The organism is Methylophilus sp. DW102 (assembly GCF_037076555.1).
GTDB classification, from domain to species: domain Bacteria; phylum Pseudomonadota; class Gammaproteobacteria; order Burkholderiales; family Methylophilaceae; genus Methylophilus; species Methylophilus glucosoxydans.
On the sequence record NZ_AP029023.1, the window covers coordinates 1,213,126 to 1,226,151 of the forward strand.

The 13,026-nt window shown below is 52.9% G+C and carries 10 protein-coding genes; 2 read left to right on the top strand and 8 right to left on the bottom strand.

The features are described from left to right. Positions 1 to 3: 3 nt before the first annotated feature. From surE to purB, 8 genes are all read right to left on the bottom strand, one after another. Positions 4 to 753: a 5'/3'-nucleotidase SurE gene (gene surE / locus AACH41_RS05615; protein ID WP_275356815.1), complete on the bottom strand. Its 750-nt coding sequence runs from the start codon at positions 751 to 753 to the stop codon at positions 4 to 6. A 96-nt stretch (positions 754 to 849) separates the two neighbouring features. Continuing rightward, positions 850 to 1,212 carry a DUF2069 domain-containing protein gene (locus AACH41_RS05620; RefSeq protein ID WP_275356814.1) on the bottom strand — a complete coding sequence of 121 codons (363 nt, stop codon included), beginning with the start codon at positions 1,210 to 1,212 and terminating at the stop codon, positions 850 to 852. Then, on the bottom strand, positions 1,209 to 1,949 hold the full coding sequence (locus AACH41_RS05625) for a DUF2470 domain-containing protein (protein WP_338657382.1): 741 nt from the start codon (positions 1,947 to 1,949) through the stop codon (positions 1,209 to 1,211). Before AACH41_RS05625 ends, AACH41_RS05620 begins: the two co-directional genes overlap by 4 nt. Positions 1,950 to 1,972: 23 nt before the next feature. Further along, positions 1,973 to 2,563 (bottom strand): NAD(P)H:quinone oxidoreductase, encoded by a 591-nt coding sequence (gene wrbA / locus AACH41_RS05630; RefSeq protein WP_338657384.1) that lies wholly within the window; start codon positions 2,561 to 2,563, stop codon positions 1,973 to 1,975. Continuing rightward, positions 2,560 to 3,282, bottom strand: a complete 723-nt coding sequence (locus AACH41_RS05635) for an NYN domain-containing protein (RefSeq protein WP_338657386.1) — start codon at positions 3,280 to 3,282, stop codon at positions 2,560 to 2,562. Before AACH41_RS05635 ends, wrbA begins: the two co-directional genes overlap by 4 nt. A 12-nt stretch (positions 3,283 to 3,294) precedes the next feature. After that, positions 3,295 to 6,684 (bottom strand): translocation/assembly module TamB domain-containing protein, encoded by a 3,390-nt coding sequence (locus AACH41_RS05640; RefSeq protein ID WP_338657388.1) that lies wholly within the window; start codon positions 6,682 to 6,684, stop codon positions 3,295 to 3,297. Next, positions 6,684 to 8,459: an autotransporter assembly complex family protein gene (locus tag AACH41_RS05645; protein ID WP_338657390.1), complete on the bottom strand. Its 1,776-nt coding sequence runs from the start codon at positions 8,457 to 8,459 to the stop codon at positions 6,684 to 6,686. Before AACH41_RS05645 ends, AACH41_RS05640 begins: the two co-directional genes overlap by 1 nt. 171 nt (positions 8,460 to 8,630) lie before the next feature. Then, the gene (gene purB, locus AACH41_RS05650) at positions 8,631 to 10,004 is read right to left on the bottom strand and encodes an adenylosuccinate lyase (protein ID WP_338657392.1); all 1,374 of its coding nucleotides are present in this window, start codon (positions 10,002 to 10,004) and stop codon (positions 8,631 to 8,633) included. Positions 10,005 to 10,198: 194 nt separating this feature from the next. On the opposite strand from purB, the gene AACH41_RS05655 reads away from it, so the two are divergent. Then, positions 10,199 to 10,870, top strand: a complete 672-nt coding sequence (locus AACH41_RS05655; protein WP_313984236.1) for a transglutaminase-like cysteine peptidase — start codon at positions 10,199 to 10,201, stop codon at positions 10,868 to 10,870. Positions 10,871 to 10,988: 118 nt separating this feature from the next. Next, positions 10,989 to 12,917, top strand: a complete 1,929-nt coding sequence (locus tag AACH41_RS05660; RefSeq protein WP_194746989.1) for an EAL domain-containing protein — start codon at positions 10,989 to 10,991, stop codon at positions 12,915 to 12,917. Positions 12,918 to 13,026: the final 109 nt, after the last annotated feature.

Here is a 13,026-nt window from a genome sequence, read left to right on the forward strand (position 1 = left end):
GACTTATTGCTTGCTTTGCAGCCATTGCTGCAGGGTGGCAATTTGAGAGTGTTTGGTTAAATCTACCTGTATGGGTGAAATGGAGACATAGCCCTCGGCCACGGCGTGAAAGTCAGTCCCTTCACCGCCGTCATTCGGCTGGCCCGCGGCACCTACCCAGTAAACGGTTTCGCCTCTGGGGGTTTGCAGTTGAATGACGGGTTCGGCCTTGTGACGTTTGCCCAGTCGCGTGATTTTTTTACCTTTGATTGCTTCAAATGGTACATCTGGCACATTGATGTTTAACAAGGTTGGCTCGGTAAACTCGCTGTGGTTGTATTGCTGGACCAGGTCCACCACGATCTTGGCCGCCGTTTCAAAGTGCAGTGCCTGATGTTGTGACATCGAAATGGCAAAAGAAGGAATGCCCAGTAAATACCCCTCAGTCGCTGCAGCTACGGTGCCAGAGTAAATGGTATCGTCGCCCATATTGGCGCCATCATTGATACCACTGATCACCATGTCCGGCATTTCCTGCATGAGGCCCGTCAGGGCAATGTGTACGCAGTCGGTGGGGGTGCCATTGACATAAAAAAAGCCATTGGCGGCTTGTTTGACACTTAAAGGTCTGTCCAGGGTAAGTGAGTTGCTGGCACCACTGCGGTTACGCTCGGGCGCGACCACGGTGATTTCGGCTATTTTGCTCAAATGCGCGGCCAGGACATTGAGGCCGGGCGCAAGATAGCCATCGTCATTAGATAACAGGATTTTCATGCCCGATATTATATAAGGTTTACCGAGCTTGTCAGCGTGGATTCAACAAAGAATTTACAGCAAAAATGGCCAACCCAGGCGGTGAGGCAATGTTGGTCAAGCGGCCTGATAGCGGCTACCGCTAAATTTGGCATAGGTGACGACGCTGGCAAAAAACAATGCGCTGAAGATGACCTCTGCCAGCGCCAGCCACTGGCTGAGCCCTGTCTCTGACCATGTCCGCACCACGCCCTCGGTAAAGTAAAACAGAATCAGCATGCCTGACCATTGGTAGGTATAACGCTTGCCACGCAAAATGCCGAATAACGGGCCCAACAGCGGCAAGACTTTTAAAAACAGCAAGCTGCCACCAGCCCGCAAGGGCGCCCATAAAATCTCCCACCCCAGACACAATACAATCAGCGCAATCAAGCTGACGCTGGCGACCCAGCGACTGACCATCAACCAGCGCGCGATCATGCTTTACACGCTTGAGACAAGGCTACCAAGGCTTTGCGCGCATCCATGGCGTTCAGTACCGGCTGCTCAAAGGCAAATCGCAATAGGCCTTGTGTTTCTTCACCCTGATGATATTGCACATCAAACCCTTCAGCATCCAGGCCTATCATTTCTGCATGGTCGGCGGTGATGTCATGAACATGTTTGCAATACTGTAGCAGGCTATCCTTGTGGTCCTCGTTCATATGGGCGACGATGCCCGCTTCTTGCGCGGCGAGCATGCTCTCGCCCAGCCCTTCGCTGAGCGCCGAGCCTTCAAACCAGCCCATGCGGCCAAAGCCGGCAATGTAGCGCACATGCTCCACCTGAATGCGGTAAAAATGGAAGTCATGCATATCAAAGTAGCTGGCTGCCTGTGGCAAATAGCGCAGGTAGCGGGCGCGCGAATCGGCATCCTGCTTGTCGCAAGGCATGGCTTCACCCATCAATGTCAGGCGCGCATTGGCTTGCAAGTCTTCAGCTCCGGAAAACACCAGTAAAGAGACTTTGGCGTTTTCGAGAATATTTTTGGTATGTTCGGCAATCGTGCTGATCAGAACCACGGGCTCTGCCTGCTGGTTGCAGACAAACGGTGCCACCGAGCCAAATGGAAAACCGGGATACTTCATCGAATGCGTCGACAAAATGGCATGACGGGTTGAAAACAAGAATTGACGGGCTTCACGAGCCAATGATTTCGGGATGGGGGCATCAGACATACTTAAAATTCCCTAAAAAACGATTATTGCAATTTGAGCGCGGTGTGGGCCAGACGTTTACCCAAGGCCAGACATAATTTCTTCTCATCGTCAGACAAGGGCTGATCATCCATCGCGCCGCCGATATGACTGGCACCATACGGGGTGCCACCGGTTTTAGTCGTCCCCAATTGCGGCTCGGAATATGGCAAGCCCATCAACAGCATGCCATGGTGCAGCAGCGGGATCATCATGGTCATCAAAGTCATTTCATTGCCGCCGTGCATGGAGCCACTGGAGGTGAACACGGCCGCCGGTTTGCCAATCAGCGCGCCTTTGAGCCAGAGCCTGGAGGTGCCATCGAGAAAATATTTCATTGGGGCAGCCATGTTGCCAAACCGTGTTGGGCTGCCTAGTGCCAGTCCGGCACATTCTTCGAGATCTTGCAGTGTGGCATAGGGCGCCCCACTGCTTGGGATCTCGGGCTCGGTGGCCTCACAGTTGGCCGAGATTTTGGGCACTGTGCGTAGTCGTGCCTGAGCACCAGGTACGCTCTCTACGCCGCGGGCAATCTGTTGTGCCATGTCGCGGACAGCGCCGCCTTGGGAGTAGTAGAGGATGAGAATGTCGGTCATTTTTTTGTTTTGTTACGCAAAATCAGATGTGTTTGCTGTTTTTCAATTTCAAATAATTCTATAGCTTTAATCAGGTCGCTGAGTTTGCCATAACCATAGTTTCTGGGGTCGAATTCAGGTGCATTTTTTACAATATTTGAACCTACTGGCCCCAGATGCGCCCAGCCATCCTCATTTGAAGCCGTATCAATTGCAGTTCTAATCAGATTGACCAGCTTGGTGTCTTGACGCAATTTGTTGCCAGGAATCTTGGTGGTTTCTTTGTCTTGTGGTTGTTCCAGAAACAGTTCGGTGTAGATAAAGCGGTCACAAGCTGCCACAAACGCCGAAGGTGTTTTTTTCTCACCAAAACCATATACGCGTTTGCCTGATTCACGGATTCGTGATGCGAGTCGCGTGAAATCGCTGTCACTGGAGACGATACAGAAGCCATCCAATGCTCCTGAGTACAATAAGTCCATAGCATCAATAATCATGGCGCTATCGGTTGCATTTTTTCCTGTGGTGTAACGAAATTGCTGTATAGGCTGTATAGAGTGGTTCAGCAGGGTGGTTTTCCACTGCCCAAGATTGGGGGTGGTCCAGTCTCCATAAATGCGTTTCACACTGGCAATGCCAAACTTGGCGACCTCCGAAAGCAAGCCTTCAATAATCGCTGCTTGTGCATTGTCTGCATCAATCAGCACCGCTAGCCTGGGATTTTGAGCGTCAAGGTTCATGATTTTCCTGCATTAGTCAAAACTAAAACCATAAAACACATCCAGTGCATTCTCTGAACCTGTCCTGGTTTCAATGGAAATGCGCTTGGTGAGTTGGTAGGTCAGTTTACCAACATTTAACAGGCCGACAATGCTTTTTTCATAGCCGACCACCAGATTGCGGTTAATGCGTTTGCCGACGCTGACGGCATAATTGGTCGGGCCACTGCCGCGGACATCAATGCTGTCCAGCCCCACGGCTTGCGCCAACCGGGTTTGTAACGAGACCGAGTCGCCTTGCGACAGTAGGGCGCCCGCTGCGACAGACAGCAGGGCCAGGTCGCTGCTACCGACTTGTGACATGGGTTGGCCCAGCACCAGTAGCGCGACTTTGTTTTCATTGCTGGTTTCCGGTGTGGAGACCAGTTTCAGGCGGGGTGTTTGTAGGCTGCCATTGATCTGAATGCCAACCTTGGTAGTGTCCACTTGCCGGGTCGCCAGCACATCGAGACCGATATTGGGCAGTTTGCCACTAAAAATCAGCCGTCCGGTTTCAATATTCAGCGATTGGCCGTAGGCGAGATAGGTGCCGGTGAGGTCCAGTGTGCCGGTGGCGCTGAGTGCATCCAGCAGGCCGTTGAGTTGCAGCTTGCCACTCAAGGCGGCATTCAGGCCCTGACCCCTGAGCATGAACTGTTCTGATTCCTTAAACGGAAGCACGGTAGGTTTATCGCCAAAATCCAGCGCAAATGATTGAAGCAATAGTTTGGAGGCCGTCTCCGTCCGAGCTTGCGGGGATTCAATCACGACATCCTCATCCAGCGTGGGTTTGTCCGCCTTGGGCAGTTCAAACAAGCCTTTATGAATTTTGAGATTACCACTGATCGTCGTTTGCTGGCTGTTCATACTGAGCTTGGTCTGGCCGCTTAATTGCACCCAGCGGTCTACCCGTGACAGCGCCTGTAGCTTGTCTAGCTGCAAGGCGGCATTGAGTTGCCAGTCTTCCTGATTAAACTGAAACAGGCCAGTGCCATTCAGTACACCGCTTTTGCCGGCAAAGTACAATTGCTGGAGGTGTATCTGGTCTGTGGCAAGCGTGGCATTGAGCGTGCCTTGCTCCAGCCAAAGGCCTTGAGACGGCACTTGTAACGATAATGCGCTGCCCTGCATGCTGCCTTGCAGGCTAGGTTGTGCAATGGTGCCATGGGCTGCCGCTTGAATGTTGAGTTGCCCGCCCACTTGTGTGTCTGGCAGCAGTTTATTGAGCCAGTTTAATTGCGGCAGATGTGCTTTGAGCATGGCCTGCAACGGCGCGGTTTTCTTGATCACCAGCCCGTCGGCGGTGGGGGTGACTTCTGTCGCCGCAGAAAATTGCAGGTCGATGGCCCGTTGCGCGTTACCGTTGGATTGCAGCGTGGCTTGTAGCTGCATGCGGTCGTTGCTGGCTTGCCAGTCTGCCTGCAATGTTTGTATGCCTAGCGCTTGCCAGGCGTTGGCGGTGGTATCGAATATCTGCCAGTCACCGTCAGACCGCTCCAGATGCAAGGATCCGTTCAGGTGTTGGTCCAGGGCCAGTGACCATTGACCTGATAACCGCAGTGCGTCGGCGGGCAGTGCCTCCGCAGAGCCCTGGCCAAGCCAGCCAAGCAGCGCTTGCACTGGAAAGTGGTCTAGCGCGCCTTGTGTATGCAATGCAACGGCTTGTCCTGGCGCCTGCGTGCGCGCATTGGGCGCCTGAGGCGGGCGATAGTGCAGTGCTGTTACCTGCAATTGCCCGCCGGATTGGGCCTTTAGGATAAAGTCTCTGAGTTGAAAGCCCTGCTCAGGCTGCCAGGCCAGGGCTGCCGGTTTTTCAAGCTGAAACACTTTACCCGCCTGATCCTGCAATTGGGTGAGGGTGGCTTGCCAGCCCGGGTCTTGCAAACCGCTGTCCTGCCAATGGCCATTGAGCGCCAGCAGCAAGTTTCTTTGTCGTTGCGCATCGCTGTCAGTGACAGTGAGGGTGAGTTGGTGTTGGTCCAGGTTGCCCTTCAGCTTGAGTTCGGCATCAATAGGTGGACTGTCCATGCCACGCGCATCTTGCTGCGACAGGCCTTGTAACTGAATCTGGTTGTCCAGCGTGGCCTGTGATTGATTGGAAAAGTGCCCGTCGACTTGCAGACCCGCCAGGGATAAACCTTTTGGCAGCTGCAATTTCGCGCCAGACAGATGATACGAGGTCGAAAAACTGCCCTCTCCTTGGGTAATGTCGCCTTGGCCTTGCAGCTTGCCGCTAAAGCCCGGCATCAACTGTGCCAGCGAGGCCAGATTGGCTTGCCAGATCAAGTGAGTTTGTTGCGTTGCCCATGGATTGGCCTGGCTGAGTGACTGGGTTTGGATGCTGAATGTATTCTGGTCCAGCTGTGCTTTTAGGTCCAGCAGGCTTAATACACTGCCACGCAATTGCGCTTGCCCTTTGAGGATGAGCGGCTGTTGTTGCAAACGGCTATTGCCTGCATCCACGGTGATGTTGACCAGCCCTTGTTCGGTCAGGCTACCATCGGCGACGATATTCAAATCCATGGCTCCGCCTAGCTGGGGATGCAGGTGTTTGGCTTGAAACTGTTGCAAGTGAAACGCGAGATGGCTTTGGCGCTGGTCGTCCAGGCCGATGGAGGCCTGCAACTGCACTGTATCCAGTATTTTCTGGTGCTTATTGATAGGATTTTTATTAATAGCATCTTTGGTCGATGGCTCTGGGCCGGACATTTCAACCGGAATCAGCGCGAATGGCCGTGCCTCCGGTTGGTAATGATGATTAGCCGTCATTTCCAGTCGCGTCAAATTACCAGCCAGCGCCATGCGCAAATGATAGGGCAGGTCACCTTGCGGTTGCTGCAGGTCCAGCCAGCCGCTTAAATTGAATGGCGCTGCATTCTGCATCTTAAAGTGGCTGCTGAGGTTGCCCCAGGGGCTGTGTGCCTGGCTGATATTAAATTGCAGGGCGGTATTGTCTGCATCCAGATCAAACTGGAGATGCGAAACCTGCGTGATGCTCTGGCCTTGAATAATGGTCAATTGTTCAATCTGTCCCAGATGCAGATAGAACGGCAAGGGGATGTGAATATGGGCAGGCAGGGGCGGCTGGGGCTGCGAGGTTGTCGGTGTTTGTTCGTTTGCCGGTTTGTAACGCAAAGTGACCTGCTTGGCAGAAAACCGTGAGACGGTGAGTTTGCCCTGGGGCGTGACCGTCAGTTGCATATGCGAGTCTATGCCTGTCACGCTCAGTGTCGCATTCCCCAAATCGGTTTCAAACGAGGTCAGACTGGTGAGCACCAGAATATTGGCCGCCCATACGATTTGCGGCGTGATGATGATCGACAGGCAAAGCAGCAGCGCTATAAATTGTTTGAATAGTGACGGCAGGTAGCGCAGGCGTGACATTAGAAATTCACTCCCAGGTTAAAATGCAGGCGGTATTCACCGGTCTCCTGGCCACGGGCAATATCCACCCCGACCGGGCCAATCGGGCTACGCCAGCGGGCCCCGAGGCCATAGCCCAGTGCTGGTTCGTAGTCTTTCCAGCTGTTGGCCGCATTGCCGAAATCGACAAACACGGCAGCACCCCAAGAGGTGGTGAGCCATTGCACGATTTCACTGCTGCCCGTGAGCAGCACGCGGCCGCCTACAATGGCATCGGCCTCTTTCACACCTAAAGACTGGAAGGCATAGCCGCGCACCGACTGGTCGCCACCGGCGCGGAACAAATAAGTCGCTGGCACCCTGCCTGAGCCAGTAATACTGCCCACTTCAATGCGGCCCAGCCACTGGGTAGACTCCGTCAACGGGTAAAACGCCTGTAACCTGGCCTGCGATTGCAAAAAACGACCATCTGACAGCTTGTCTAATGGGGCCAGCTGGAATTGTGTATTGAAAATCCAGCCCTTAGTGGGCGCCAGCGCATTGTTGAGTCTGCGCATATTAAAGCCATAGGCGACGGTTGCGGCTTTATTAAACTGGGAATTTTCGCCGTCTACGGTCAAAAATTCATAGAGCAGGTTGGCGCCGACAAATTGTTCTATGCTTGTCGGCTGGCCCCAATAGCGACGCACCCCATTTTGGATGGCGGTGGTGACTTGGCCTTCTACAGCGGTACGGATCAGGTTGTTTTGAATGCTGTCGCGATAGCCCTGCTCATCCGTCAGAAAGGTAATGTTGGAAGTCACGGCCTGTAAGCGTTGTTCAAGCCGTACGCTACTGTCCCACAATAGTCCGCGGTCAAACAGGTTGCGGTTGGTGTAATTGAATACTACTCTGGCCCCGGTATTGGTACTGGCGCCGGTGCCGATACGCATGGAATATTGCTCGAGTTCGGAGACCGTCACCGTGATGTCGGCAGACCGGTCCGGGTTGAGTTGATCGGTTTTGGCAATGACATCGACCGCTCTAAATTTGCCCGTGCTCATAAAACTGTTCTGTAAAGTGAGCAGATCCTCCTGGCGGTAGGGCGCCCCGCTTTTGAGTGTAATCAGCGGTCTGAGCAGGGATTCTGGGTAATGTTGCAAGCCCTGGATGAGCACGTGCCCCACCTTAACTGCCGGGCCAGAATCTACCGCGATTTCAATCACGACAGCCTGGGTTGCCGGATCGACCAGGGCTTGTGAGCGCGTCAGTTTTGCGTTGGGAAATTGATCCCTTAGCAAAGCGGCAAGGATATCGCGCTTGGCGCTGGTCCAGGCCGCTTGCGTAAAGATGCTGTTCACCGGTAAGGGCCAGCTTTTTTGCGCGGCCTCGAGTGTAGCCTGGTAGGCAGGCCGTTGCACTTCCCCAGAGATGCTGACGTTGACCTGCTTGACGGTGGCTGGTGGCGGCAACATGAGGTGGAATTCGGCTTGTGTCGCGTCTGGCCGGCGTAGGGTGGTTTGGGTCTTAAAGTAGCCTTCAGTGGCGAGCAAGTCGCTTATTTCCTGCGGGGTTTTCTGGATCAGCCGCTGCCACTCGCTCGCATTCATGCGCGGGTTGGACATCGCCTCATGAATGCTCAAGTGTTTTTGCAGCAACTCACGCAGCTTGGACTGCTGCGCCGGTAATGGATTGCCGCTGATAAAAAAACGCGTGCGGTAGCGATTATCGGTTTGCACCTCAAACCATAAGGGTTCTTCGGCAATCGCTGGCAAAGCTGATAACAGTGGGATAAGAAGAAAAACGTATTTGATCAAGCCGTGCAAATTACCTTGCAGCAGGCACAGGGGGTTAATGAAGCAGAGCGGGATGAAACGGTGAAGCAAGGAAACCTGCCCAGGTCGCCAGAGCGGCTGCGGGGCAGATGTCCTGAATGAATATGGTTGAATGAAGTACGCTAAGAGTTCCCTGGTCAAATCAACGGCGATTTAAATATGTTTAACCAGTTGACTGGCCTTGCCGGTATAAGTTGCAGGGGTCATTGCCAGCAACGCCTGCTTGGCTTCGGCAGGAATCGGCAGGGTCTCAATAAAAGCATGCAGCGATTGTTTGTTAATGCCGCCTTTACCGCGTGTCAGCTCTTTGAGTTGCTCATAAGGATTTTCAATGCCATAACGGCGCATTACGGTTTGAATCGGCTCGGCCAGTACTTCCCAGCTATTGTCCAGGTCTTCCAGCAGGCGCTGCGGATTGATTTCCAGCTTATTCAGGCCGCGCAGGCAAGAGTCATACCCTAGTAGCGTATAACCAAAGGCCACGCCCATATTACGCAACACGGTAGAGTCGGTCAGGTCACGCTGCCAGCGTGAGATAGGCAGCTTCTCGGCCAGGTGACGCAGGATTGCATTGGCCAGGCCCAGGTTGCCTTCAGAGTTTTCAAAGTCAATCGGATTGACCTTGTGTGGCATGGTCGAGGAGCCAATTTCGCCGGCTTTGACTTTTTGCTTGAAATAGCCCACCGAGATATAGCCCCAGATGTCGCGGTTCAAGTCAATCAGGATGGTATTGATCCGTGCCAGCGTGTCGTAAATCTCAGCCATGTAATCATGCGGCTCGATCTGGATGGTCAGCGGGTTGTACGTCAGGCCCAGAGACTCGACAAAGCGCTTGGCAAAGCTTTCCCAGTCGAAGTCAGGGTAAGCGGACAAATGGGCATTGAAGTTACCCACGGCGCCGTTGATCTTGCCCAAAATTTCGTTCGCTTGCAGTTGTTTGAACTGGCGTTGCAGGCGATAAACCACGTTCGCCAGCTCTTTGCCCATGGTGGTAGGGCTGGCCGTTTGACCATGCGTACGGGACAACATCGGTTGCTCAGCCAGCGCTTGCGCCAACTCAGTCAGGCGGGCAATGACTGCCTGCAGGTTAGGCTGCATGACGGCTTCACGCGCAGATTTCAGCATCAGGGCGTGAGACAGGTTGTTGATGTCTTCTGAGGTACAGGCAAAATGGATAAATTCACTGGCTTTCTTGATTTCAGGATTGCCGTCAAACTTCTCTTTCAGCCAGTATTCCAGCGCTTTCACATCGTGATTGGTACGTACTTCGATGGCTTTGACCTGCATGGCATCCGCTTCGCTGAATGCGGCAATCGCAGCATCCAGTTCGTCTATGGTCGTCGGGCTGAATGGCGCGATTTCAGCCAGCTCAGGGGCGGCACTTAGCGCTTTTAACCAGGCGACTTCTACCATCGCGCGATATTTAATCAGGGCATACTCGCTGAAATAAGGCCGCAAGGGGTCAAGTTTTGATTGGTAGCGGCCATCTAGCGGCGAGAGTGCGTTGAGCGTGGTGAGTGACGTCATGGTTAAACAATTTAATAGATGCGAAAAACCAGCATTTTACCCAATCCGTCCATACTTGTCTTTGTTGTCTCTGTCATGTTTGAGTGATTGGCGGTATGAGACCGCGCGGAAGTTGTCGATGAAAACCATTTTGTTTGTTAAATTGTGTCTCTTTTCATCGTGACATAATCGTTGCCTGTAAAACCTTAACTGACATGAAATTGACGCCATCCACCTTTGCCAGAGTATTGACAGGCCTATGCCTGGCAATCAGCCTGCTATGGTCGCAGATCCAGGCGGATGATTATGTGCTGGCGATGCTGGAGAAAGTCCGCCAGCGTTACGGCGAAGAGGCTTATCAGAATGTCATGCGTCTGAATGAGCTGTTTGCGCAGATTGCCGGCTCCGGCGAAATGACCAAGGTCGGCATGGTCAATGATTTTACCAATCAGCACGTGCTGTTTGTGGATGACTATACGTTGTGGGGCATGGAGGATTACTGGGCCAGCCCGCTCGAAACCTTGGGCAAGGGGGCGGGTGACTGCGAGGACTTCAGTATTGTCAAATATATTCTGCTCAAGAAGCTGGGTGTTTCACAGGATAAATTACGTCTCACGTATGTTCGGGCACGCATGCCTAGCGGCTCCATCCGCCCGCACATGGTGCTGGCTTACTATGCCACGCCTAACAGCGATCCACTGATTCTGGATAACCTCAATTTTGAATTGCTACCGGCTTCGCGCCGGGGCGACCTGGCGCCTGTCTTCAGTTTTAACGACAAGGGTTTGTTTGTGGCGAATAACCCGACGGTACGTGCGGGCTCGCCAACCAACATCTCAAAATGGCGAGATGTGTTGACGCGGATGCGACAGGACGGATTGGAATGATGGAAAAATGGTTAGAGCTATGGTTATTATGGGGTGAGGATGCTAGGCTTGCACATAGAGTCTGCACAAGGAACGGGCAGTTGCCAATCTCCCCCCAGGAAAGTAAGAGGGCTTTCTGATGTCATTAATCAAACAAATACGTATTGCAATTTCGGCCATCATTTTGATGGTGGCCGCCGGATGTCTGTTTCTGGGGGTCTATAATGACCACCGCTATATGGCGGAGCAGCTACAGAAAAAAAATAACGATAATGCCAACGGGCTGGCCATTACACTTTCCAATATTCAAAAAGACAATGTCACGGTTGAGCTGATCGTCAGCGCCCAGTTTGACATGGGGCACTATCGCCGCATTGCGATTGTGTCGCCTGACAACAAGACCATGATAGAACGCGTGAATCGTGCGCCCCATTCAGAGGCCCCAAGCTGGTTCCAGTCTTTATTGTCAATTGAGATCCAACCCGGCGTTGCCAATATTCAGTCCGGTTGGCAGCAATATGGCACCCTAATCATGGAAAGCGAGCCGTCGCTGGCGTATGACCAGCTGTGGGAAACGTCGCGTCATGCCTTGCTGTGGACACTGCTGGTTGCCTTGTTGAGCTATGCGATTTCTGGCGTATGGCTCAAGAAAATCTTGCGGCCACTGGATGAAGTTATTGGGCAGGCAGAAGCCTTGGGTGAGCGTAAATACATTACGATTGCCGAGCCGGAGACTGAAGAGTTCAAGAAGCTGGTGCGCACCATGAACACCTTGTCCGAGCGCGTCAAGTCTATGGTGACGGCAGAGTCCGAGCGCTTGAATACTTTTAACCAGCAAATCAACTATGACGAAGTGACCGGTCTCATGAACCAGTCACACTTTACCAACACGGCATCGGTGGCACTCAAGAATGACAGTTTTGTCGAGGGTATGCTGATTCTGGTACAAATGCGTAACCTGTCCGACATCGACCGGCAAATGGGCTACAGTGTGACCAACCAGCTGATCAAAAAAATCGGCGATGCGCTGTTGCAGCAGATGGCACATTATCCTGATGTGGTTTGCGGCCGACTGGCAGGGGGCGTTTTCGGGATTTTCAGTCGCCAGCCTGTCGATGATTTCGCCGTGGCGACCGAGCTCAAACTGGTGCTGGAAAAGCTCAATGCCGCGCAGCAGATGCTGCAATTCCAGTTTGTCGTGACGCATACCAAAACCAAAAAAGGCGACGACTTTGCCGATATCTACCGCGTCATGCAATTTATTCTTGACCTTGCAGAGGATCAGGCCGCCTTGCCTATGCGCGTCATGAATGCCAATAGCATCGTCACCTCAAGAAAAAATTATCTGAACCAGTGGAAGCAGCAGTTCCTGCAGGCAATTGAGCAAAAGCAAATCAAGCTAGCCTGCTACCCGGTGATGCAGCGGCATCAACAATTGTTCCACTACGAATGCCCCTTGCGCTTGCATATTGATGAGGGCGATCAATGGCTGGCAGCGGGGGCCTTTATTGACTGGGCCAGCCAGCTCGATATGATCAAAACGCTGGATGGTCTTGCGTTGGAGTATGCCGTCGATATGCTGGCCAAGAGCAACGCCAATTTAAGTGTGAATGTCTCGGCAGCGGCAATGCGTAGTGATGATTACCGTGACAAGCTGCAGGCCTTGATCCTGTCCGTGAATCAACCTGCCAGGTTGAGTTTTGAGGTGGCAGAAGAAGCGGCGTTTAGTGACTTTATTAAGTTCAGGGAGTTTGTGCATCTGGTCAAGTCGCTGGGTTGCATGGTCGGGATGGAACATGTCGCCACCCGCTTGGCGCAGTTAGGTGACTTACACGAACTGGGACTGGACTATATCAAGTTTGACGCGTCTCTGATCCGCGATATTCATTTGCGGCCACAACAGCAATCACTGATGCGCGGCCTCTGCATGATGGTGCGCACCATGGGCATCGTGCCGATTGCCGAGGGGGTGCAGGATCAGCAGGAGCTGGATAGTTTGAATGCGGTGGGGATAGAGGCGGTGACCGGCCCCTACGTACAGGAAAGCCTCTCGTTTGGCGAGCTCTGATACGGTCAATTTTTGTAATTCAACGGGGTTATGCCATATACTCCCCGTTTTGATATCAATTAAAACACCATACAATCAATCTTGCTAATCAGTCGCTGATATCACTCGG